Source organism: Roseococcus thiosulfatophilus (assembly GCF_017311575.1).
Taxonomy (GTDB): Bacteria; Pseudomonadota; Alphaproteobacteria; order Acetobacterales; family Acetobacteraceae; genus Roseococcus; species Roseococcus thiosulfatophilus.
Genome location: NZ_JAFFQY010000003.1, coordinates 126,642 through 150,545, shown reverse-complemented (window position 1 = coordinate 150,545; position 23,904 = coordinate 126,642). Strand labels below are relative to the sequence as shown.

The following is a 23,904-nucleotide window of genomic DNA, read 5'->3' as shown; positions in this document are numbered from 1 at the left end:
CTAGGCAAGCCCGTCGCGCAGAGCCGCGGCCGCGGCGCTGATATAGGTGGCGGTGGGGCGGATGATGGCGCCCATGGTCAGCATGCCGTGCAGCATGTCGGCGGCGTGCAGGTGCTGCACACGCACCCCCTCGCGCTCCAGCCGCGCCGCATAGTCGCGCCCCTCGTCGCAAAGCGGGTCATGCGCCACGGTCAGCACATAGGCGGGCGCGGTGCCAGCCAGCGAAGGGGCGCGCAGCGGCGAGGCGCGCCAGTCATTCCACGTCGTGGGGTCGGGCGCGTAGTGGTCGCGGAACCACTCCATGATGACGGTCGTCAGCGGCACGCCGCCGGTGAAGCGGGCATAGCTCTCATGGCGCATGGCCATGTCGGTGGCGGGGTAGAGCAGCAGTTGGAACTTCACGGGCGGCAGGGTGCCATCACGCGCCATCAGCGCCAGCACGGCCGCCATGGAGCCGCCCGCGCTGTCACCGCCGACCGCCAGGCGCGCGGGGTCCATGCCATAGGTCGCGGCATTCTCCGCCATGTGGCGGAAGGCGGCGGCGCAATCCTCGATGGCGGCGGGGAAGCGGTGCTCGGGCGCCAGGCGGTAATCCACCGAGAGCACGGCGCAACCCGCCTCGTTCGCGAGGCTGCGCGCCAGGTGGTCATGCGTGTCGATGTCGCCGAAGACCCAGCCGCCGCCATGCATGTAGAGCAGCCCGCCTAGCACATCGTCCGCCGCGCTGCCGGCCGGGCGGTAGAGGCGCGCGCGGTTGCCGCCGGGCAGCACCAGGTCACGTGCCTCGGCCACCTCGGGCGGCGGCGGCTGCAGGACGGGGCGGCCGGCGGCATAGAGTTCCCGCGCCTCCTCGGGCGAGATCAGGTTGAAGGCGGGGCGGCCCGAAGCCTTCACCATCTCCAGAAGCGTGAGGCAATCGGGGTGGAGGGGGGCGGCCATGGGCTCTCCTGTCGAATGCGATGGCACGCAGGTTGGGCCAAGCGCGACCGACCGGCAACACGCCCCCGGCAAGGAGAAGCTTGCGCGGCGCGTGCGGTATCAGGCCAGATGGCCGGGCATGGACGGCCCTTCCCTGACCCCCTCTCCCCTCATCATCTGTCTTGGCAATGCCGTGGCGGACCACGTCTTTCGCGTGGACGACGTGCCCCAGCCGCCAGCCAAGGCGCGGGCGCGCGGCTATGCGCTCACGGCCGGCGGCATGGCCGCCAACGCCGCCATCGCGGCGCGCCGCCTTGGCGGGCGAGCGGCCTTCTGGGGACGGCTTGGCGATGACGCCAATGGCGCGATGCTGCTGGCGGCGCTCGCAGCCGAAGGCGTCGCCACCGATGCGGTGCGCGTGATCCCGGGCGCGGTTAGCCCCGTCTCGGCCGTGCTGGTGGATGCGGTGGGGGAGCGCGCGATCCTGGGCTATCGCGGCGAGCATCTGGCGGTGGACCCCGCCTGGCTGCCGCTGGATGCCCTCACAGGGGCGGGCGCGCTGCTCTGCGACCCGCGCTGGCATGAGGGGGCGGTCGCGGCGCTCACCGCCGCCGAGGCGCAATCCCTTCCCAGCGTGCTGGACGCCGAGCGCAGCGAGACGCGCATCCTGCTCGACCTCGTGCCGCGCGCGCGGCATGTCATCTTCTCGGTCCCTGGATTGATGAATTTCGCCCCGGGCGCCCGCCCGGCGGAGGGGCTGCGCCGGGCGCTCACCGATGGGGTGACCGAGGTCGCGGCCGTCACGCGCGGCGAGAAGGGCGTGCTGTGGCTGACGCGCGGCCAGCGCACCCCTCGCGAGATGCCCGCCTTCCCCGTCGCCGCCACCAACACCACCGGCGCCGGCGACGTGTTCCATGGAGCCTATGCGCTCGCCATCGCCGAGGGCCGGCCGGTGGAGGCGGCGCTGCGCTTCGCCAATGCCGCGGGCGCCCTGCGCGCGCGGGACGGGACCACCGCCGCACGGGCCGAGACCGAGGCTTTCCTGGCCGAACAGGGCTAGCCGCACGGGCCCGAAGACGCTTCCGGCACCCCGCCGATCCATGCCAGGATCGCACCGCCCAAGTTGAGGATGCGCCACTCCGTGACACCGCCCGACACGAACATCCCCGCCCCCGTCGCCCGTGGCGCGGAGGCCATGCGCGATGCCATCCTGCGCAAGCTGACCTACGACATCGGCAAGAGCCGCGCGGGCGCGCTGGACCGCGACTGGTTCATGGCCACCGCGCTCGCGGTGCGCGACCATGTGGTGCAGCCCTGGCTGAATGACATGCGCGCGGCCTACGACACGGGAGAGAAGCAGGTCTACTACCTCTCGCTGGAATTCCTGATCGGCCGGCTGCTGCGCGAGAACATGTCCAATTTCGGCCTGATGGCCGATGTGCGCGCGGCCCTGGTCTCGCTCGATGTCAGCCCCGCGCTGGTCGAGGCCTGCGAGCCCGACGCGGCGCTGGGCAATGGCGGGCTGGGGCGGCTCGCGGCCTGCTTCATGGAAAGCCTCGCCTCGCTCTCCATCCCCGCCTTCGGCTATGGCATCCGCTACGACCACGGGTTGTTCAAGCAGGCCATTCGCGACGGCTGGCAGGAGGAGTTCCCGGAGGACTGGCTGAATTTCTCCAACCCCTGGGAGTTCGCCCGGCCCGAAATCGCGCACCCCATCGGCTTCGGCGGCAGCGTCGAGGAAATCGAGAATGGCGATGGCCAGGTGCGCCATGTCTGGAAGCCCGCCGAGACGGTGCTGGCCGTCGCCTATGACACGCCCATCGTGGGCTGGCGGGGCAAGCATGTGAACACGCTGCGCCTGTGGTCCGCCCGGGCACCCGACGTGCTGCGGCTGGAGGCCTTCAACCGCGGCGACCACATCGGCGCCGTTTCCGAACGCGCACGGGCCGAGGCCATCAGCCGCATCCTCTACCCGGCCGATGACAGCCCCTCGGGGCAGGAATTGCGGCTGCGGCAGGAGTTCTTCTTCTCCTCGGCCGCGTTGCAGGACCTGATCCGGCGGCACCAGCGCGTCTATGGCAGCCTGAACACATTGCCCGACCGCGTCGCCATCCAGCTCAACGACACCCACCCCGCCATCGTGGTGGCGGAGCTGATGCGCATCCTGCTCGACGACAACGGAATGGAGTGGCACGACGCCTGGCGCGTCACCCAGGGCTGCATCAGCTATACCAACCACACCCTGCTGCCCGAGGCGCTGGAGAGCTGGCCGGTGGCGCTGATGGAACAGCTGCTGCCCCGCCACATGCAGATCATCTACATGATCAACGCGGTGCATCTGGGCGAGGTGTCGGAGGCCTATCCGGGCGACACCCGGCTGCTCGCCTCGCTCTCGCTCATCGAGGAGCAGGCCGGCCGGCGCGTGCGGATGGGGCACCTGGCCTTCGTGGGCAGCCACAAGGTGAACGGCGTCTCGGCCCTGCATTCGGAATTGCTGAAGCAGACGGTCTTCCGCGACTTCCACATGCTCCAGCCCCACAAGCTGACCAACAAGACCAATGGGGTGACGTTCCGGCGCTGGCTGCAGCAATGCAATCCCTGCCTGACGGAGCTGCTGGTCGAGAGCATCGGGCCGGATTTCCTGGACAACCCCGAGGCGCTGCGAGGCTTGGAGAAGCTCGCCGGCGATGCCGCGTTCCAGGCCCGCTTCGCCGAGGTGAAGCGCGTGAACAAGCAGGCACTGGCCCAGGTGATCCGGGAGCGCACGGGCATCCGTGTGGACCCGTCCGCGATGTTCGACATCCACATCAAGCGCATCCACGAATACAAGCGCCAGCTGCTGAACGTGCTGGAGACGATCGCGCTCTATGACGCGATCCGCGCCGAGCCGCACCGCGACTGGCAGCCGCGCGTGAAGATCTTCGCGGGCAAGGCGGCGGCGAGCTATCACCGCGCCAAGCTCATCATCAAGCTCGCGCATGACGTGGCGCGCATGGTCAACCGCGACCCCATGATGCGCGACCGGCTGAAGGTCGTCTTCCTGCCCAACTACAACGTCTCGCTGGCCGAGGTGATCATCCCCGCCGCCGACCTGTCTGAGCAGATCAGCACCGCCGGCATGGAGGCGTCGGGCACCGGCAACATGAAGCTCGGCCTCAACGGCGCGCTGACCATCGGCACGCTGGACGGCGCCAATGTCGAGATGCTGGAGCATGTGGGCGCGGAGAACATGTTCATCTTCGGCCTGACCACGCCCGAGGTGGAGCAGCGCCGCGCCGAGGGCTGGCGCGGGCAGATGGCCATCGAGGCCTCCTTCCGCCTGTCGCAGGTGATGGACCAGCTCACCTCCGGCGTGCTCTCTCCCGATGACCGCGGCCGCTACCAGGACATGGTGCAGAACCTGCGCGAGCATGACCACTTCCTCGTCACCGCGGATTTCGACAGCTATTTCGCCAAGCAGCGCGAGGTGGACATGCTTTGGGCGCAGCGGGCGGAATGGCAGCGCGCGGCCATCCTGAACACGGCGCGGCTGGGCTGGTTCTCCTCCGACCGCACCATCCGCGAATACGCGGAAGAGATCTGGCGCGTGCCGGTGGGGCGTTGAGCGGCGCCGCGATGGAAGCCTGGCGCGCCAGCGAGGCGGAGCTGGCCTCTTTCCTGGCCGCCGCCCATGGCAACCCCTTCGCCCTGCTGGGCCCCCACGCGACCGAGGGCGGGGTGGTGTGGCGCGCCTTCTTCCCTGGTGCCTCGCGCGTCGAGGCGATGCTGCCGCAAGGGTCGCGGCCGCTGGCGCCGCGCGGCGAGCAGGGCTTCTTCGAGGCGTTCCTGCCCGGGGTGCGGCGCGAAGCCTGCACGCGTCTGCGCGTGCATGAGCCCGCTGGCGCCCGGGACATCCACGACGCCTATGCGCTGGGCCCCACCCTCGGGCCGCTCGACGATCATCTTCTCCTCGAAGGCACGCATCACCGGCTGCACGAAAGGCTGGGCGCGCATCCCGGAACGCATGAGGGGGTGGCAGGCACGCGCTTCGCCGTCTGGGCGCCGCATGCGCGGCGCGTCTCGGTGGTGGGGAATTTCAATTTCTGGGACGGGCGACGCCACCCCATGCGCCGGCGCGTGGACAGCGGCATCTGGGAGCTGTTCCTCCCCGGCATCGGCCCCGGCACCGTCTACAAGTATGAGCTGCTCGGCCCCAACGGCGCGCTGCTGCCGCTCAAGGCCGACCCTTTCGGCTTCGCGGCGGAACTGCGCCCCGCCAACGCCTCGGTCGTGGCGGATCTGGACGGCTTCGAGTGGACGGACGCCGCCTGGATGGCCGCCCGCGCGAAATCCCCGCCGCGCACGCAACCCATGTCGGTCTACGAGGTTCACGCCCCGTCGTGGAAGCGGCACCCCGATGGAAGGTTCTGGAACTGGGATGAACTGGCGGCCGACCTCATCCCCTATGTCCGTTCGCTCGGCTTCACCCACATCCAGCTCATGCCCGTGATGGAGCATCCGCTCGATGCCTCCTGGGGCTACCAGCCTGTGGGCATGCACGCCGTGACGGCGCGCCTCGGCGGGCCGCGCGGCCTGATGCGCTTCATCAACACGGCGCATGAGGCGGGGGTGGGTGTTCTGCTCGACTGGGTGCCGGCGCATTTCCCGCAGGACGCGCATGGCCTGGCGCGCTTCGACGGCACGCCGCTGTTCGAACATCCCGATCCGCAGCGCGGCTTCCACCCGGACTGGGGCACGGCCATCTACGACTACGGCCGCACCGAGGTGCGCGCCTTCCTCGCCTCCAACGCGATGTTCTGGATCGAACGCTTCCACGCCGACGGGCTGCGGGTGGACGCCGTCTCCTCCATGATCCATCTCGACTATTCGCGCGGCCCCGGCGAATGGTCGCCCAACGCGGATGGCGGCAATGACAACCGCGACGCCATCGCCTGCCTGCGCCACATCAACGCGCTGGTGAAGCGGGCCGGCCAAGGTGCGGTGATGATCGCGGAGGAAGCGACGGACTGGTCCGGCGTCACGGCACCGGCCGAGGAAGGCGGGCTCGGTTTCGACTTCAAATGGAACATGGGCTGGATGAACGACACGCTGCGCTATGTGGCGAAGGAGCCCATCCATCGCGGCTGGCACCACCAGCTGATGAACTTTTCCCTCATGTACGCCTTCAACGAGAACTTCATCCTGCCGCTCAGCCATGACGAGGTGGTGCATGGCAAGGGCTCGCTGCTGGGGCGCATGCCCAAGGGCGGCGAGGGCGCCGATGACTGGCAGCGCTTCGCCAACCTGCGCGCCTATCTTGGCTACATGTGGGGCCACCCGGGCAAGAAGCTGCTCTTCATGGGCAACGAGATCGCCCAATGGCGCGAATGGTCCGAGGCGCGCGAGCTCGACTGGTGGCTGCTGCAGCATGCGCGCCACACCGGCGTGCAGACTCTGGTGCGTGACCTCAACGCCCTGCACCAGGCGCTGCCCGCGCTGCACGCGGCCGATGCCGCGCCCGAGGGCTTCCACTGGATTGACGCCGATGACAGCGCCGACTGCACCTTCACCTGGCTGCGCCATGACGGTGAAGGCGGTGCGCCAGTCGCCGTGCTGTGCAACTTCACCGCGGCGCCCCGCGAGGCGCATCTGATCGGCCTGCCGGCGGCCGGCCGATGGCGCGAGTTGCTGAACACGGATGCCTCCGTCTATGGCGGCTCGGGCCTCGGCAATCTCGGCGTGGTGCGCGCCAGGGACATGCCCGCCTTCGGCCAGCCCGCCTCGGCCTGGGTCGTGCTGCCGCCACTCGCTGTTGTGTATCTGGCGCCCGAAGAATGGCCGCCACCGGAGGAAAACGATGCCTGACCGCCAATTGGCGCCCGCGCCCCTGGCCCGCACCGCCATGGCCTTCGTGCTGGCGGGCGGCCGCGGCTCCCGCCTGATGGAGTTGACGGACCGCCGCGCGAAGCCCGCCGTCTATTTCGGCGGCAAGTCACGCATCATCGACTTCGCGCTGTCCAACGCATTGAATTCAGGCATTCGCCGCGTGGCGGTCGCCACTCAGTACAAGGCCCACAGCCTGATCCGGCATCTGCAGCGCGGCTGGAACTTCTTCCGCGGCGAGCGCAACGAGAGCTTCGACATCCTGCCCGCAAGCCAGCGCGTCAGCGAGAACAGCTGGTATCTCGGCACCGCGGACGCGGTCTACCAGAACATCGACATCATCGAGGACCTGGCGCCCCGCCACATCGTCATCCTGGCGGGCGACCACGTCTACAAGATGGATTACGAGCGCATGCTCCAGCAGCATGTGGACAGCGGCGCGGACGTCACCGTCTCCTGCCTCGCCTTCCCGCGGGAGCAATCCTCGGGCTTCGGCATCATGGCGGTGGACCGCAACTCGCGTATCACCAATTTCCTGGAAAAGCCCAAGGACCCGCCCGGCATTCCGGACAGGCCGGACCTGGCACTCGCTTCCATGGGCATCTACGTCTTCGAGACGCGCTATTTGCTGCAAATGCTGAAGCGCGACGCGGCGAACCCGGACTCCAGCCACGATTTCGGCAAGGACATCATCCCCTGGATCGTGGAGAACGGCCACGCGGTCGCCCACCGCTTCGAGCGGTCCTGCGTGATGTCCGTGCGGGAATCCTCGCCCTATTGGCGGGACGTGGGCACGGTGGACGCCTACTGGGAAGCGAATATCGACCTGACGGACATCGTCCCGCCGCTGGATCTCTATGACCAGGACTGGCCCATCTGGACCCACGCCGAGGTCGTGCCCCCCGCGAAGTTCGTCCATGAGGAGGAAGGGCGGCGGGGCGAGGCCATCTCCTCCCTCGTGTCCGGCGGATGCATCATCTCGGGCGGCTCGGCGCGGCGGTCCCTGCTGTTCACCAACGTCCACGTCCATTCCTATGCCCGCCTGCACGAGGCGGTGGTGCTGCCGGGCGTGGATGTGGGGCGCGGGGCGCGCCTTTCCCGCGTGGTGGTGGATCGCTCCTGCCGCATTCCCGAGGGGCTGGTGGTGGGCGAGGACCCCGAGCTGGACGCCCAGCGTTTCCGCCGTTCGGAGAGCGGCGTCGTGCTCATCACCCAGGCCATGCTGGACCGGCTGAAGTGAACTGGCCGCCCAGGCCTTCGGCGATGCATCAGGACGCAGCACCCGCCGCCGCCCGCCCCGCCCTGCGCGTGCTGGCCGTGGCGTCCGAGGCCTTTCCCTGGATCAAGACCGGCGGCCTCGCCGATGTGGTGGGCGCCCTGCCCGCCGCCCTGGCGCCCGAGGGCGTCGAGGTCACGACGCTGCTGCCCGGCTATCCCGCCGTGATGGCGGCCCTCGACACCGTGGAGCGGGTGGAGCCCCTCCCCGACCTGCTGGGCGGCCCCGCGCGGCTGGTCCATGCGGCGCCGGGCGGACAGCATGTGGTGGCATTGGACGCGCCGCATTTCTTTGCCCGCGGGGGTTCGCCCTATCTCGCCCCCTGGGGGCAGGACTGGCCGGACAACCCGATGCGCTTCGCCGCCCTCTCGCGCGCCGCGGCGACGCTGACGCAGACGGGCGGCTATGACGCGCTGCACGCGCATGACTGGCAGGCGGGGCTGGCGCCGGCCTATCTGCGCTTCGACGCGCCGCGCCTGCCCAGCCTCTTCACCCTGCACAACCTGGCCTTCCAGGGGCAGTTCCCGGCCGACATCTTTCCCGCGCTGGGCCTGCCCTGGGACGCCTTCGGCCCCGCGGGCGTCGAGTATTATGGCCAGGTGGGCTACCTCAAGGCGGGGCTGTGGTTCGCGGACCGCATCACCACGGTCTCGCCCAGCTATGCCGCCGAAATCCGCACGCCGGAGTGGGGCATGGGTCTCGACGGGCTGCTGCGCGGTCGGGCCCGGGCGCTGGAGGGCATCCTGAACGGGCTCGACACCGTCGAGTGGAACCCCGCGACGGACCCGCTGCTGCCCGCCCATTACGACGCGGCGGACCCTTCGGGCCGCGCCGCCAACAAGGTGCACCTCCAGGCGCGAATGGGCCTCGCGCCCGACCCCGACGCGCCCCTCTTCGCCTTCATCGGGCGCCTCACCTGGCAGAAGGGCATTGACCTGGTGCTGGAGGCCCTGCCCGCCGTGCTCGACAATGGCGCGCAGATCGCGCTGCTCGGCACCGGCGATGGCGTGCTGGAAGACCGGGTGCATGGCGCCACGGCCGCCAACCCCGGCCGCGTCGGCAGCTTCATCGGCTTCGACGAGGGCTTCGCGCGGCTCTGCTATGGCGGCGCCGACGCCGTGATCCTGCCCTCGCGCTTCGAGCCCTGCGGCCTCGGGCAGCTCTGCGCCCTGCGCTATGGCGCGCTGCCCCTCGTGGCGCGGGTGGGGGGCCTCGCCGACACGGTGGTGGACGCGAACGAGATGGCGCTGGCGGCCGGCGCGGGCACGGGGTTCAACTTCGCCCCCGTGACCCACCCCATGCTCCAGGCCAGCATCGAGCGCGCCATCCGCCTCTACCGCCAGCCCGAGGCCTGGGCGCGGCTGCGCGCCAACGCCATGGCAACCGATGTCTCCTGGGCACGTTCCGCCCGGAGATATGCCACATTGTTCCACGAGATGCGCGCCGGTGGCTGAGGCCCTCGGCGCGACCCCCGGCCCCGCGGGGCTTTCCGTCGCCATTCCGGCCCCCGGTGCCACCGCCCTCTGGCTGTGCCTCTTCGAGGGCGAGGAGGAGGTGGCGCGCCACCGGCTCACCCCCGGCGCGGACGAGGTGTTCCGCGGCCTCATCCCCGGCGTGGGGGTCGGCGCGCGCTACGGGTTGCGCGCGGAGGGGCCGGCCCGCCTAGGCCGCTTCAACCCGGCCAAGTTGCTCATCGACCCCTGGGCCCGGGCGCTGGACCGGCCGCAGCCCTTCCACGCCAGCCAGTTCGACACGGGGGTGGCGCCCAGCGTGGAGGACAGCGCGCCGCACATGGCCAAGGCGGTCGTCACCGCCCCCCTGCCGCCGCTGGACTGGATGCCGCTGCCCCCCCGCCCCCAGGTGATCTACGAGGCGCATGTGCGGGGCCTCACCATGCGCCACCCGGAGGTGCCGCCCGAAATCCGCGGCACCTTCGCCGCACTGGCCCATCCGGCCGTGATCGCGCATCTCCAAGGGCTCGGCGTCACGCATCTGGAGCTCCTGCCTTGCGCGGCCTGGGCGGATGAGCGGCATCTGCCCGCGCTCGGCCTGACCAATTACTGGGGCTACAACCCGGTGGCCTTCCTCGCCCCCGACCCACGCCTCGCCCCCGGCGGCATGGCGGAGGTGCGCGCGGCCGTCGCGGCCCTGCGCGCGGCGGGCATCGGCGTCATCCTGGACGTGGTGTTCAACCACACCGCCGAAAGCGACGCCCAGGGCGCCACCCTCAGCCTGCGCGGCCTGGGCGAGGCGCATTGGTATCGCGCCGGCGCCAACCAGTCGGGCTGCGGCAATGTGCTGGCGCTGGACCGACCCTGGCCGCTGCGCCTCGTCATGGACGCGCTGCGCCATTGGGCCGAGGGCGCGGGCGTGGACGGGTTCCGCCTCGACCTCGCCACCACGCTCGGCCGGCGGGAGGATCATGGCTTCGACCCCCATGCCCCGCTGCTTGCCGCCATGCGGCAGGACCCCGTGCTGCGGACACGGCGCATCATCGCCGAGCCCTGGGACGTGGAGGCGCATAGCCTCGGCGCATTCCCCCCCGGTTGGGGGGAGTGGAATGACAGCTTCCGCGACGATGTCCGCCGCTTCTGGCGGGGCGATGCGGGAATGGCCGGGCGGCTCGCCACGCGGCTGGCTGGCTCCTCCGACCTGCTGCCCGGGCGGCCGGGCGACAGCGTGAACTTCGTCACCGCCCATGACGGCTTCACCCTGGCCGACCTGGTCAGCCATGCCGGGCGGCACAACCTCGCCAATGGCGAGTTCAACCGCGACGGCACGGCGAACAACCTCTCCTGGAACCACGGGGTGGAGGGCGCGACAGAAGACCCCGCCATCCGGGCCCGCCGCGCCAATGACGCGCGTGCCCTCCTCGCCACGCTGCTGCTGGCGCGCGGCGTGCCCATGCTCTCCATGGGCGATGAGCTGGGCCGCAGCCAGGGCGGCAACAACAACGCCTATTGCCAGGACAACGAGATCTCGTGGCTGGACTGGGCGAAGGGCGACACCGCGCTGCGCGACTTCACCGCGCGCCTCGTCACCGCCCGCCACGCCCACCCTGCCCTGCACGCCACGGCGCCCTTGACCGGCGAGGCACAGGACGGCTTCCGGGACGTGGCCTGGCTGACATTCACCGGCGAGCCAGTGGAGGGCGCCGCCTGGGACCGCGCCCGCAGCCTGATGGTGGCCCTGCACCATGAGGGCGACCGCGTGCTCCTGGTCTTCCATCGCGACGAGGCCGCCGCCGTGGCCCACCTGCCCTTGCCCCGCTGGGGCCATCGCTGGCGCCTGCTGGCCGACAGCGCGGAGCCGGCGCGCGCTGGGGAGGCGGCTTCGCCGCTTTCCATCGCGCCGCGCTCGGTCGTTCTTCTGGCGGAGGAAAGCCAGCCCTCCCGCAAGCCGGAGGCGCCGGAGCCCGCGCTGCTGGGCCGCCTCGCCCAGGCCGCGGGCCTTGCCCCCGTCTGGCATGACGTGGAAGGCCGCCGGCATCTGGTGCCCGAGGGCACGCTGCGCGCCCTGCTGTCCGCCCTTGGCCTGCCCGCGGAGACGGCCTCCCAGGCGCGCGACAGCCTGGCGCGCCGGATGGCTGTCCCGTTGCTGCCGCCCCATGTCGCGGGCGTCACGGGCCAGCCCACCCGCCTGAAGGTGGGCACGGCCCGCCGCCTGACGCTGGCGCTGCACCTGGAAGGCGGGGAGCGGCGCGAACTGTCCCTGCTGCCGGAAGATGGCGTCGCCACCGTCCCGCCCCTGCCCAGCGGCCGCCACCGGCTGGAGCACGGCACGGCGCTCTGCCACCTCACCATCGCGCCCGCCCAGGCGGTGCCACCCCCGCCCGGCCGGCATTTCGGCGCCACCGCGCAGATCTACGCCCTGCGCCACGCGCGGGACCAGGGCCTGGGCGACTTCACGGCCGTGGCCGAACTCGCGCGGGCCTTGCGGAGGGAGGGCGCGCTGTGGCTCGGCCTCTCGCCGCCGCATGCCCTGCACCTGATGGACCGCGCCCGCGCCAGCCCCTACCAGCCCAGCGACCGGCGCTTTCTCGAACCTTTCCTGATTGACGTGGCGCGCCTGCCGTCGGCCCAGGGCCAGGCTTGGCCCGGTGCCGGCCTCCGGGTGGATTATGATGCGGCCTGGGCGGCCAAGCGGGCCGTGCTGGCCGCGGAATGGACGCGGGTGGGCGCCAGCGACCCGCAATTCCAGCAATTCCGCCGCGCCGGCGGCGCCGCGCTGGAGAGCTTCGCCACCTATGGCGCGCTCGCCGAGCATCACGGCCATGGCGACCCCGCGCGTTGGGGCGCGGGCCTGGCCCACGCCCATGACCGTGCCGTGGGCGACTTCGCCGCACGCCACGCCGATGCCATCGGCTTCCACGCCTTCCTGCAATTCCTGGCCGACCGCCAGCTCGCGGAGGCCGCACATGGCGGGGCCGGGCTGTACCGCGACTTGGCCGTGGGTTCGGCCCCCGATGGCGCCGAGGCCTGGTGCCGCGCCCTTCCCACGCTGCGCGGCTTCTCCATGGGCGCGCCGCCCGACCCGCTGGGGCCGCAGGGCCAGGTGTGGGGCGTGCCACCGCCCGACCCCATGGCCTCGATGGAGGAGGGCCATGCGGGCTTCGCCGCGCTGATCCGCGCCAACATGCGCCACGCCGCCGCGCTGCGGATTGACCATGTGCTGGGGCTAAAGCGGCTCTTCCTGGTGCCCGATGGCGCGCCTGCCTCCGAAGGCTGCTATTTGGCCCAGGACCTGCCCGGGCTGCTCGGCGAGATCCGGCTGGAAAGCCACCGCGCCGGCTGCGCCGTGGTGGGCGAGGATCTCGGCACCGTGCCCGAAGGCCTGCGCGAGGCGCTGGGCGAGGCCGGGCTGCTCTCCTACCGCGTGCTCTGGTTCGAGCGTGAGGGGCCCCGCTTCAATCCTCCCGCCCGCTGGCCTGAGGCCGCCGTGGCCTGCGTCGCCACCCATGACGTGCCGACGCTGGCCGGCTGGTGGGAGGGCGAGGACATCCGTGAACGCGAGGCGCTGGGTCTCTTCGACGCCGCCGCCGCCCGCGCGGCCCGCGCCGAGCGCGCCGCCGAGCGCACGCAACTGCTGGACGCCCTGGCCGCCTCCGGCCACCCCCTGCCCGCCGGCGCGGCCGACGGCCCCTTCACGCCCGATATCGCCGCCGCCATCCATGGGCACGTCGCGGCCACGCCCAGCGCGGTCCTGCTTGTGCAGGCTGAAGATCTGGCGGGGGAACGCGTGGCGGTGAATCTGCCAGGGACCGACCGGCAGCGGCCCAATTGGCGGCTGCGTCTTTCCGAAGACGCCGCCGGCCTTACCGCGACGCCGGTCGGCCGCGCCATCCTGAATGCGGTGCGGCGGGAGCGGGGCGCCTCACCAGCGGCGTGAGGGCCCGCAATCCAGGTGGACGAAGCCATCGCGGCGATAGAGGCCGACACCGCCCACCTGCATGTCGGCCGCGGCGCGCGCCACGGCGAGCGAGTTGCGGTCCGGCAGGCGGCAATCGGCCGCCATGCCCGACATGTGCAGCGAAGCGGTGGAAACCCGCCGCGACTGCCGCGCCCGGGCCGCATTGGTTTCCGGCGCGCGGTAGCCGCTGACCACCTCCCAGGTGGCATCGGAATTCAACCGGCCCTGGACCCCCACCAGCACGTCGAAGAGGCGCGGGTCCATGGGCGTCGCTTCCTGCGCGCCCGGGTCACGCATGACCCAGTCGAGCTGCTGCAGCGCGCTGCGATCATAATGCCCATCACGCCAGTAGACGCCGGAGAAGCTCTCGCCGGTCTGCATGCGACGCAGGCTGATGCGACGGGTGCTGCCGGCCACGGCCTGGGCCAGGGCCGGGCTGGCCAATGGCGCGGCGGCCAGGGCGAGCGCCCCGCCCAGCAGGGCGCGACGGCCGGGCATGGGGTCGCAGAAGGCCCCCGCCAGCCCCTCGCAGGCCGGGCACGAATGCGCGAAAAGCCGCATGCTCAGCCCCGCGAGGCCAGGGGCACGCCATCGCGCGCGGGCGCGGCCATCGCGCGGGCATAGGCGGCGTCCAGCCCATAGATGTCCTGCCGGATGCGGACCTCGTTCCCCCGCACCATCACCGTGTCGTAGTGCAGCCGGATGGGCAGAGTGCGGCGCAGCGCGATCACGATGGTCTGCCGGCTGTCCAGCACGCGGTTCGCCCGCGCCTGGTCCCAGCCCCCATTGCCGGAGAGCAGCAGCAGCAGCAGGTCCATCGGGCGTTCGAGCCGGATGCAGCCCGAGGAGAAGGCGCGGTCGGCCATGCGGAACAGGTGACGGTCCGGCGTGTCGTGCAGGAAGATGTCGTCGCGGTTCGGCATGATGAACTTCAGCCGGCCGAGCGCATTCGCATCCCCCGCATCCTGCCGGATGAAATAGGGAAAGCGGTCGGGGCGGATGGCGTGCCAGTCCACCGACATGGGGTCCACCTCGACCGTCTCGCCGCCCACGCGCTGGAAGATGCGGAAGCCCCGCTGCGCCACCGCCTGCGGGTCACGCCGCAGCCGCGGCAGCAGGTCCTGCGCGGCGTTGCGCTGGGGCACGCCCCATGGCGGGTTGAACTGCACGGAGGTCAGCCGCGTGGTGATCATGGGCGTGGCGCGGTCCGGCCGGCCCACGATCACGACCATGTCCATGAGCGTCTGCCCCTCCTCGATCACGGCGAGGCGGAAATCGGGGATGTTCACGTCCACATGGCGCTCACGCGGGGCGGGGGCTTCGGCGCGGCGCATGTCGAGGGCGACGCGGAGCTGGTCCACCAACTCCTGCGGGGTGCGGTTCAGCGCGGCCATGGTGGCGCCACCCACCCTGCCATCGGCCTCCAGCCCCGCCTGGGCCTGGAAACGGCGCACGGCATCGGCCAGCGGCGCATCGAACAGCTCGCCATCGCCCGGGTTGGCGGCGAAGATGGGGTCGGTCGCGGCGAGGCGGGCGCGCAGGGCGGGCACGCGGACCGCGTCCGACCGGCCCGTCTCCAGCACGCGGCCATTGCCGCGCGGCACGCTGCCCCAGCCCGTCTCGGCCCGCAGCCGCGCGGCGGCCAGCGCGGATTTGAGCGGCAGGATGCCCGGCGCCCGGTGGGCCGCGGCGTCAATCACAGCGGCGGGTTCCTCGGCGGCGGCGATCCGCTCGAACCAGGTGGCGAGCGCGGCCGGGTCGGCGCTGCGGCGCAGATCCACACGGCCCGGCAATTGCGTGACCCGCCCTTGCACCAGGTCGGTCAGCGCGCCGGCGGCGGCATTCGCGATGGCGTAGGGGTCCTGCGCGCGGACGGCATCGAGCCCATACCAGCCTGGGCTCAGACCATCCTCGTCGAGGCGCAGCAGCCGCTCGCCCAGCCGGCGCAGCGCCTCGGGCGAGGCGGTGAGCGTGCGTGTGCCCTCGGGCGGCGCCATCGGGGCCATGACGGGCCGGTTGGTGGCGGCGGCGGGACCGGCGATCAGCGCGGCCAGGCCACCCAGCAAGAGGCGACGTTCCATGCGGGTGGTCATACACCCCCCCCGCCGCCGCCGCCAAGCGCGGACTGCCCGGCGGCCACGCCAAGCGCCCGCGCCCTCAGGGAAATTGGGCGGTTGACCCAGGAGGCGGCGCCGGGCGAGCCTTCAACCATGAGCCCGCTCGACGCCCCCGAACGCCGCAACAGCGACCTCGACGCCGCCCTGGCCGAGGCCCGCACCCTCTATGCCAAGGCCCGGCCCGCCAGCGCTGAGGCGCATCAGGCCGCCCAGGCCGTGATGCCGGGGGGCAGCACGCGGTCGGTGCTGTTCTGGACTCCCTTCCCCATCAGCATGGCGCGCGGCGAGGGCGCGCGGCTGTGGGACGCGGACGGCCTCGAATACCGGGACTTCCTGGGCGAATACACGGCCGGGCTTTTCGGCCACAGCGAGGGGCGCATCCTCACCGCCGCCCAGGCCGCGATGGCGCGCGGCATCAACCTGGCCGCGGCCGGCCAGGACGAGGCCGCCTTCGCGGCGTTGGTCTGTGCTCGCTTTCCCTCGGTCGAACGCGTGCGCTTCACCAATTCGGGCACCGAGGCGAACATCATGGCGCTGGCCACGGCCCGCGCCTTCACGGGCCGCGCCGACATGATGGTGGCGCGCGGCGCCTATCACGGCGGCGTGCTGACCTTCGCCAAGGAGCGCAGCGCGGTGAACCTGCCGGTGCCCACGCGCTTCATGGACTACAACGACCCTGAGGGGGCCGCCGCCTCCATCCGCGCGGCGGGCTATGCGCTGGCGGCCGTGCTGGTCGAGCCCATGCTGGGGTCGGGCGGCTGCATCCCGGCGAGCCGCGAATTCCTGGCCGCGCTGCGCGAGGCCTGCGCGGAGACGGGCGCCGTGCTGATCTTCGACGAGGTGATGACCAGCCGCCACGGCCCGGGCGGGATGCAGGCGCGCCACGGCCTCACACCCGACATGACCACGCTGGGCAAATACATCGCCGGCGGCTTCAACGTGGGCGCCTTCGGCGGCCGCGCGGACATCATGGACGTGTTCAACGGCCATCGCGCCAATGCCCTGCCCCATGCCGGCACCTTCAACAACAATGTCTGGTCCATGGCGGCGGGGCGGGTGGCCCTGGGGGAGATCTTCACCGCCGAGGCCGCGGAGGCCCTCTTCGCCCGCGGCGAGGCCTTGCGCGCGCGGCTGAATGCCGCCTGCGCCGAGGCCGGCCTGCCCATGCAGTTCACCGGCGCGGGCAGCATGATGACGGTGCATTTCCGCGCCGGCGTCATCACCGCGCCCTATGCCGCCACGCCGGAGGAGGAGCAGCGGCGGGAGCTGTTCTTCCTCGATATGCTGGCCGCCGGCATCTATGTGGCGCGGCGCGGAATGATCAGCCTGTCGCTGCCGCTCACCGACGCGGACCTGGATGCGCTGGTCGAGGCGGTGCGCGAATTCCTCGCGGCACGCGGGCAGGTGCTGCGCTGAGGGCCAAGACTCGACCATAAGTTTTATTTCCGCGCATCAGCCGATGATCCAGCCGACCAGCAGCACCAGGCCGACCACGATCCCGACCGAGCGCATCAGGACCCAGAACTCACCGCCCTGCACCTCCTCGTCCACGCGGGCGGAGGAGAGCCTGCGTGGGACGGGAGATGTATTTTTTGTTGCCGTGTCCGTGGCTTGACCTGTGATGTCGTCATTGACCATGGCCATGCTCCTCGGGGGAGGACGTCGCGCGCACATGGGCGCGCGGCACAGCTTTGCGCGCCAAGCGTAAGCTTGACAAGAATCATCTGTTCCAAGGTGGATCGCCAGGCATTCGGGCGACCTGCTCCATAATCCGCCACGTGAGTCAATTATAAGTTAACTCGGAGATGTTCCGCCATGACCAGTGCCCTCATTTTCGAAGACCAGCATGTGCCGGGCGAGGCGTTGGACCGGCGCGGCGCCGCCTTGGCCGGGGGGTTGCGGGCACTCGGGCTCACGGAGAATGACGCGGTGGCGGTGCTGCTCCGGAATGGGCCGGTCTGGGCGGATGTGATCCTCGCCTGCCGGATCGGCGGCACCTACTACGCCGCGCTAAACTGGCACCTGACCCCGCCCGAGATCGCCTTCATCCTGGCCGACAGCGGCGCCAAGGCGCTGATCGCGGATGCGGCGCTTCTGCCGGCGATCCGCGACATCATCCCGGCGGGGATGGCCGTGCTGGCGGTGGGCGGCGCCGAGGGCGCCCTGGACTACGAAAGCTGGCTCGCCGGCCAGCCCCACTATGCCGGCCCGCCCGCCAGCCCGCGTGGGCAGATGGGCTATACCTCCGGCACCACCGGCCGCCCGAAGGGTGTGCGGCGCCTGCCCATCCCGCTCGCGGACCTGCCCGCCCGCCAGGCGCGAATGCGTCGGGTGGTGGAGGAGACGCTGGGGGTGACCGAGGGCAGCCGCGTGCTGGTCTCGGCCCCGCTCTACCATGCCGGGCCCACGGTCATCGCTCAGAACGCCCTGACCTTCGGGGAAATGCTTGTGCTGGCGCCCCGCTTCGACGCGGAGGAAACCCTGGCGCTGATCGCGCGCCACCGCATCAACACCGTCTATCTCGTGCCCGTGATGTATGTGCGGCTGCTGCGCCTGCCCGAGGCGGTGCGGGCGCGATATGACATCTCCTCGCTGAAGGTGGTGGCCTCCACCGGCGCGCCCTGCGCGCCCGAGGTGAAGCGCGCCATGATCGAATGGTTCGGCCCTATCATCACCGAGACCTATGCCAGCACCGAGACCGGCATGCTGACCGCCTGCCGCGCCGAGGACAGCCTGGCCCGCCCCGGCACCGCGGGCCGTCCCGTGGCGGACGTCACGCTCCGCATCCTGGATGAGGAAGGCCGCCCCTGCCCGCCCGGCGTCGTGGGCCGCATCTATGCCCGGAACCACGCCTATCCGGACTGGACCTACCACAACAACCCGGAAGCGCGGGCGGCCGTGGAGCATGAGGGCCTCTTCACCCTGGGCGATATGGGCTGGCTGGACGGCGACGGCTTCCTCTACGTGGCCGACCGCGCCTCGGACATGGTGATCTCGGGCGGCGTGAACATCTACCCGGCCGAGATCGAGGCCGCGCTGCTGCGCCAGCCGGCCGTGCTGGATTGCGCCGTCTTCGGCGTGCCGGACGAGGAATATGGGGAGAGGCTGCACGCCGTGGTGCAGCTCGAATCCGGTGCGAGGTTGGATGCGGCGGCCTTGCAGGAGGGCCTGCGCGAGGTGCTGGCCGGCTTCAAGGTGCCGCGCAGCTATGAGGCGGTGGACGCCATGCCGCGCGACCCCAATGGCAAGCTGCTCAAGCGCAAGCTGCGCGCGCCCTTCTGGGAAGGCCGTGCGCGGGCGGTCTGAAAGGGGCGCGGCTACTTCGTTTCCGGGAAGAAGCCCTCGTCCGGCGCATGTTCCGACAGGACTTCCTCAAGCTGGCTGATCTGGTCAAGCGCCTCCTCGACGGATCGCAGGCCGACGCCGAACGTCAGGGAATTCTGCCGTCTCGCACTGGGAATTTTCTCGCAAATCAAGCGGATGATGTCCATCGGCAGGCCGCTTGTCCCGGAGGTGAGAATTCGCCCGGACTCGGTGATGCATTGGTTTGCGGGAAGGATGGAGGTGCCACTGCCGGATATGACAGAGGTCGGCTCCACTTCGGCGGAGGCGAGGATGTAGCCCTGCTCGAGGGTAGGCGGCCCGAACATGGCGCCGGTGTGGATCGCATAGTTCGGGGTCTGAAGAAGTTTGCCGATTTCGATCAGGTTCAGCAGGCTTGGCTTGAACTCAACTTCATAAGGTTCATGCCCATAGGTCACGACGTCGTCTTCCAACTGCCTGCGGATGAACGGATACCTCCAGTAGATCGGGTGCTTCTTCTGCTCGCCACCCCCGACCGAGAATGACAGGACGCTGCTGCCGATCTTGAAGGGTGCGCCACCTTTGGCGGGAGCATGGCTGCTGTAGCCGACCACCTCATCGCCAAGCTTGAAGAGGGTGGCGATATGTCCGGTGGGCGACGGCTTGATACCCCGTCCAGGTGTCGAGGATTTCTTTGGCCAGACAAGCACCCGCACGGTCGGACGCACGGCCCCGGTCATCATCTGACCGAAAGTCAAAAAGGAACCACTCATGCGCTCCCTCCTTCCTTGGCACCCACGTCATATGGCGTGCAAAGGCAGGAAAACACCAGCATGGGTTGTATGCGGTGCGCGAACTGCAACCGAGCCTGGAACGGCCAAGGGAGAGCCGCGGAACAGCGGGCTAGGTCGGCACGAAGCGCCTTATCCCAGCACCTTGTAGCCCTCGCCCTCGATGGCGGCGACCATCGCCAGGCGGTCCAGCACCGTCTCGGCGCGCACCTTCCCGCCATCCAGCGTCACCGCCACCTGCGCCGCGGGGTCGCGCGCCTGGATGGCCTCGGTCACCGCCCGCACGCAATGGCCGCAGGTCAGGCCCTGCACCGTCAGTTCCATGATGGCCATGCTCAGCTCTCCAGGTGTTCGATGATGGGACATTCGGGCCGGGCATTGCCCTGGCATGCCCGCGCGAGATGTCGCAACGAGGCCGCGACGGCCTGCAGTGAGCGCGCCTTCTCCTCCAGCGCCTCGACGTGGGACAGCGCGATGCGCTGCACCTCGGCGCTCTTGCGCCCGCTGTCCTGCCACAGCGCCAGCAGCCGCTTCACCTCGGCCAGCGGGAAGGCCAGTTCCCGCGCATGCCGGATGAAGCGCAGCACCGCCACGTCCTGCTCGGAATAGGCGCGGTAGTTGTTCATGCGCCGTTCGGGCCGCACCAGGCCCAAGGTCTCGTAGTGCCGGATCATCTTCGCGCTGACGCCGCTTGCCGCCGCCGCTTCGCCGATGTTCATCCCTGGGTCCCCCTTTCCCTCGCCTCTCCCCACGTCCAGCGGGAGAGCAGCAGCGCATTGCCCAGCACCGAGACGGAGGAGGCCGCCATGGCCGCCCCCGCCAATGCGGGTGACAGAAATCCGAACGCCGCGAGCGGCAGCCCGGCCGAATTATACACGAAGGCCCAGAACAGGTTCTGCCGGACCTTGCGCCGCGTGGCGCGGGCCACCTCCAGCGCGGCGGGCACGAGGCGCGGGTCGCCGCGCAGCAGCGTGACCCCGGCGGCCGCGATGGCCGCATCCGTGCCGCTGCCCATGGCGATGCCCAGATCGGCCGCGGCCAGGGCCGGCGCGTCATTCACCCCATCGCCCACCATCGCGACCTTCAGCCCCTGAGCCTGCCAGGCGGCGATGCGCGCGGATTTATCGGCGGGCAGCAGCCCGGCCTCGACCTCCGTGATGCCGAGCCGTTGGGCCACCGCCCGCGCGGCCGCGGGCGAATCTCCGGACAGCATGGCCACCCGCACACCCATGGCGGCCAGCCGCGCCACCGCCTCGGCCGCGCCGGGCTTCACGGCGTCCTCGAAGGTCAGGAGGCCGAGCACCCGCTCGCCCTCCACCAGCCAGGCGAGCGTTCGGCCTTCGGCCTCGTGCGCGGCGGCCTCGGCGGTGAAGGCGGGGGTGGCGCCACTTTCGACCAGCAGGCGCGGCCCGCCCAGCTGCAGGGCGCGGCCCGCCACCACGCCGCGCACGCCCCGCCCGGGCAGGGCACGGAAATCCTCCACGGGGGCGGTCGCGCCGCCATGGGCCGCAAGCACGGCATGGGCGAGTGGGTGCTCGCTGCCGGCCTGGAGGGCCGCGGCCAGCGCCAAGGCGCCCGGCTCGGCCTCATGGATCGCGGCCAGCACGGGCCGGCCCTCGGTCAGGGTGCCGGTCTTGTCGAAGGCCACGAGGGTGGCGGCGTGGCCGCGTTCGATGGCCTCGGCGTCGCGCAGCAGGATGCCGGCCCGCGCGGCCGCGCCCGTGCCGGCCATGATGGCGGCCGGGGTGGCGAGGCCCAGCGCGCAGGGGCAGGCGATGACCAGGACGGCGACCGCGTGCAGGATGGCCTCCTCGCCCCCCGCCCCCAGCGCCAGCCAGGCCAGGAGCGTGACGAAGGACAGCGCCATCACCACCGGCACGAAGACCGCCGAGACACGGTCCACCAGCTTCTGGATGGGCGCGCGGCTGGCCTGCGCGGCGGCCACCAGCGCGGCCACGCGCGCCAGCACCGTCTCCTCGCCCGTGGCGGTGACCCGGAGCGTCAGGTGCCCGTCCAGCACCACCGTGCCTGTGATCAGCGCATCACCGGGGTGCTTGGGCACGGGGCGGCTTTCGCCGGTGATGGCGGCTTCGTCCAAGCCCGCCTCGCCGCGCTCGATCACGCCATCGGCGGGCACACGCTCGCCGGGGCGCAGCGCCACGCGGTCCTCAACGCGCAGCAGGGCGGCGGGGACTTCGCGCTCCTCGCCATCCTCGATGCGGCGGGCGGTGCGGGGGCGGAGGTCCAGCAGGGCGCGGATGGCGCCGGCGGTGGAGCGCTTGGCCCGCGCCTCCAGCCGCTTGCCCAGCAGCACGAAGAAGATGATGAGGGCCGCGGCCTCGAAATAGAGGTGGTCATGCCCCAGCAGCAGCATCCAGACCGAAAGCCCGTAGGCCGCGCTGGTGCCGATGGCCACCAGCAGGTCCATGTTGCCGGTGCCGGCGCGCAGCGCGGCCCAACCGGCGCGGTAGAAGCGAAAGCCCAGGCCGAATTGCAGCGGCGTGGCCAGCGCCAGCTGCCACCACCCCCCCGGCATCCAGGCCATGCCCTGCCCGAGCGCCATGCCCAGCATGCCGGCCATGAAGGGCAGGGCCAGCAGGAAGGCAGCCCCCAGCGCCAGATCCTCGCGCGGGAGGGCGCGGCGCTGCTCGGTCTCGGCCAGGGCATAGCCGGCGCGGGTGAGCGCGGCCTCCAGCGCGGCCGTCTCGGTGCCTGCCATGACGCGCAGGGTGGCGCGCTCGGTGGCGAGGTTCACCCCGGCCTCGATCACCCCGGGCACGGCCCGCAGGGCGCGTTCGACCCGGCCGACGCAGGAGGCGCAGCTCATGCCCGTGACGCCCAGCTCCAGCACCTGCTCCCGCAGGCCGTATCCCGCCCGGCGCAGCGCGGCCTCCAGCGCGGGCAGATCGGCGCTGCCGGTGACGGTGGCGCTTTCATCGGCCAGGTTCACCTGGGCCTCGGCCACGCCGGGCACGGCGGCCAGCGCGGCCTCCGCGCGGCGCACGCAGCTGGCGCAGCTCAGCCCCGACAGGGCGAGGGTGGTCCGGGGAAGGGTGGCGGCGTGGTCCATCATGTTCCGACAGGTGGTGCCTGACACCATGGCAGGGTCAAGGCCGGCCCGACCTTGCGCCAGCGCAAGCGGGACGGCACATGGCTGGCATGCGCGCATTCATGGCCACCCTGCTGCTGGGGGCGACCCTGGCCCTCCCCTCCCTCGCCCAGAATGCGGCGCAACCGCAGGAATTCCGGGTGGTGAACCGCTCGGGCGTGCCGGCCACCGCCCTGCACGCCGTCCGCAGCCCGCGCGGCGAGGCGGGTGATTGGGGGCCCAACCTGCTGCGCCCCGACCGGCCCCTGCCCGATGGCGCGGGCTTCCGCGTGACCCCGAATGCCGATGCCGGCTGCCGATTCGACCTGCGGCTGGTGGCCCAGGACGGGCGCGACGCCGTGCTGCGCGACCAGGATATCTGCGTGAACCGCAACCTGGACCTCCAGCGGCTGGCCGCGGCCGCCCCGCCGCCCGCCCCCCGCATGGCGGGCCCCGCAAATCCCCAGGTGCCGCGCGCCGAGCCCAACCGGCGGGCGCAGCGCGTCTCCACCGGCTCGGGCTTCCTCATCGCCGATGGCCGGGTGATGACGAACCAGCATGTCATTGATGGCTGTAACCGCATCATCCTCAACACTCCCTCCGGCCACTGGCTGGCCGCCGCCCCGCCGGCGCTGGCTGATGCGCGACTGGACCTGGCACTTCTGAACGTGCCCGGGCTGGTCGGCCCCGCGCTGCCCTTCCGCGAGGCGCCGGCCCTGCGCCGGGGTGAGGGCGTGGTGGCCTATGGCTTCCCGCTGGCGGGCCTGCTGAGTTCCGAGCCCAAGCTGACGCGCGGTGAGGTGAACGGGCTGCGCGGCCTGCGCGACAATCCCAACCAGTTCCAGATCAGCGCCGAGGTGCAGCCAGGCAATTCCGGCGGCCCCCTGCTGGACATGCAGGGAAATGTGGTGGGCGTCATCGTCTCCAAGCTCAACGCCCAGCGCCTGGCGCAGAGCACGGGCGACATCGCGCAGAACATCAACTTCGCGGTGCAGGGGCGCACGGCGCTGGAATTCGCGCGCCGCGCCGGCATCACGCCGCTGCTCGCCGAAAGCCGGGGGCGCGACCTGTCCACGGCCGATGTGGGGGATGTCGCGCACCGCTCCACACTCTTCATACGCTGCGAGAGGTAGGCCCCTC

At 71.3% G+C, this 23,904-nt stretch carries 17 protein-coding genes; 9 read left to right on the top strand and 8 right to left on the bottom strand.

Annotated elements, in window-relative coordinates:
• Positions 1-939, bottom strand: a complete 939-nt coding sequence (locus JTN19_RS02380; RefSeq protein WP_206929980.1) for an alpha/beta hydrolase — start codon at positions 937-939, stop codon at positions 1-3.
• A gap of 118 nt (positions 940-1,057) precedes the next feature.
• Between JTN19_RS02380 and JTN19_RS02375 the strand changes: the two genes are divergently transcribed.
• From JTN19_RS02375 to glgX, 6 genes are all read left to right on the top strand, one after another.
• Positions 1,058-1,978 carry a PfkB family carbohydrate kinase gene (locus JTN19_RS02375; protein ID WP_206929978.1) on the top strand — a complete coding sequence of 307 codons (921 nt, stop codon included), beginning with the start codon at positions 1,058-1,060 and terminating at the stop codon, positions 1,976-1,978.
• Positions 1,979-2,059: 81 nt separating this feature from the next.
• Positions 2,060-4,522: a glycogen/starch/alpha-glucan phosphorylase gene (locus JTN19_RS02370; RefSeq protein ID WP_340643260.1), complete on the top strand. Its 2,463-nt coding sequence runs from the start codon at positions 2,060-2,062 to the stop codon at positions 4,520-4,522.
• 11 nt (positions 4,523-4,533) lie between these two features.
• The gene (gene glgB / locus JTN19_RS02365) at positions 4,534-6,762 is read left to right on the top strand and encodes a 1,4-alpha-glucan branching protein GlgB (protein WP_206929975.1); all 2,229 of its coding nucleotides are present in this window, start codon (positions 4,534-4,536) and stop codon (positions 6,760-6,762) included.
• A complete protein-coding gene (gene glgC / locus JTN19_RS02360; RefSeq protein WP_206929973.1) occupies positions 6,755-8,020 on the top strand; it encodes a glucose-1-phosphate adenylyltransferase in 1,266 nt (421 codons plus the stop codon). The genes glgB and glgC overlap by 8 nt, the downstream gene beginning before the upstream one ends.
• A 62-nt stretch (positions 8,021-8,082) precedes the next feature.
• On the top strand, positions 8,083-9,510 hold the full coding sequence (glgA, locus tag JTN19_RS02355; protein ID WP_206930019.1) for a glycogen synthase GlgA: 1,428 nt from the start codon (positions 8,083-8,085) through the stop codon (positions 9,508-9,510).
• Positions 9,503-13,444: a glycogen debranching protein GlgX gene (gene glgX, locus JTN19_RS02350; protein ID WP_206929971.1), complete on the top strand. Its 3,942-nt coding sequence runs from the start codon at positions 9,503-9,505 to the stop codon at positions 13,442-13,444. Before glgA ends, glgX begins: the two co-directional genes overlap by 8 nt.
• On the opposite strand, the gene JTN19_RS02345 is transcribed toward glgX, so the two are convergent.
• Both JTN19_RS02345 and JTN19_RS02340 read right to left on the bottom strand, forming a co-directional pair.
• A complete protein-coding gene (locus JTN19_RS02345) occupies positions 13,430-14,026 on the bottom strand; it encodes a DUF882 domain-containing protein (RefSeq protein ID WP_206929969.1) in 597 nt (198 codons plus the stop codon). The two genes, glgX and JTN19_RS02345, sit on opposite strands and share 15 nt — an antisense overlap.
• A gap of 2 nt (positions 14,027-14,028) precedes the next feature.
• Positions 14,029-15,546: a L,D-transpeptidase family protein gene (locus JTN19_RS02340; protein WP_206929967.1), complete on the bottom strand. Its 1,518-nt coding sequence runs from the start codon at positions 15,544-15,546 to the stop codon at positions 14,029-14,031.
• Between the two features lie 129 nt (positions 15,547-15,675).
• Here JTN19_RS02340 and JTN19_RS02335 point away from each other — a divergent pair, with 129 nt between their 5' ends.
• Positions 15,676-16,998 carry an aspartate aminotransferase family protein gene (locus JTN19_RS02335; RefSeq protein ID WP_206929965.1) on the top strand — a complete coding sequence of 441 codons (1,323 nt, stop codon included), beginning with the start codon at positions 15,676-15,678 and terminating at the stop codon, positions 16,996-16,998.
• 36 nt (positions 16,999-17,034) lie between these two features.
• Here JTN19_RS02335 and JTN19_RS02330 read toward each other — a convergent pair whose 3' ends face one another.
• Positions 17,035-17,220: a hypothetical protein gene (locus tag JTN19_RS02330; RefSeq protein ID WP_206929963.1), complete on the bottom strand. Its 186-nt coding sequence runs from the start codon at positions 17,218-17,220 to the stop codon at positions 17,035-17,037.
• A 177-nt stretch (positions 17,221-17,397) separates the two neighbouring features.
• Between JTN19_RS02330 and JTN19_RS02325 the strand changes: the two genes are divergently transcribed.
• The gene (locus tag JTN19_RS02325) at positions 17,398-18,888 is read left to right on the top strand and encodes an AMP-binding protein (protein WP_206929961.1); all 1,491 of its coding nucleotides are present in this window, start codon (positions 17,398-17,400) and stop codon (positions 18,886-18,888) included.
• Positions 18,889-18,899: 11 nt separating this feature from the next.
• Here JTN19_RS02325 and JTN19_RS02320 read toward each other — a convergent pair whose 3' ends face one another.
• The 4 genes from JTN19_RS02320 to JTN19_RS02305 all read right to left on the bottom strand — a co-directional run bounded on the left by JTN19_RS02320 (position 18,900) and on the right by JTN19_RS02305 (position 22,749).
• On the bottom strand, positions 18,900-19,658 hold the full coding sequence (locus JTN19_RS02320; RefSeq protein ID WP_206929959.1) for a hypothetical protein: 759 nt from the start codon (positions 19,656-19,658) through the stop codon (positions 18,900-18,902).
• 150 nt (positions 19,659-19,808) lie between these two features.
• Positions 19,809-20,009 (bottom strand): heavy-metal-associated domain-containing protein, encoded by a 201-nt coding sequence (locus JTN19_RS02315; RefSeq protein WP_206929957.1) that lies wholly within the window; start codon positions 20,007-20,009, stop codon positions 19,809-19,811.
• A gap of 2 nt (positions 20,010-20,011) precedes the next feature.
• Positions 20,012-20,395 (bottom strand): MerR family transcriptional regulator, encoded by a 384-nt coding sequence (locus JTN19_RS02310; protein ID WP_206929955.1) that lies wholly within the window; start codon positions 20,393-20,395, stop codon positions 20,012-20,014.
• Positions 20,392-22,749 (bottom strand): heavy metal translocating P-type ATPase, encoded by a 2,358-nt coding sequence (locus tag JTN19_RS02305; protein WP_340643259.1) that lies wholly within the window; start codon positions 22,747-22,749, stop codon positions 20,392-20,394. The genes JTN19_RS02310 and JTN19_RS02305 overlap by 4 nt, the downstream gene beginning before the upstream one ends.
• Positions 22,750-22,835: 86 nt before the next feature.
• Here JTN19_RS02305 and JTN19_RS02300 point away from each other — a divergent pair, with 86 nt between their 5' ends.
• Complete coding sequence (locus JTN19_RS02300; RefSeq protein WP_242530787.1) at positions 22,836-23,897, top strand: trypsin-like peptidase domain-containing protein; 1,062 nt, start codon at positions 22,836-22,838, stop codon at positions 23,895-23,897.
• Positions 23,898-23,904: the final 7 nt, after the last annotated feature.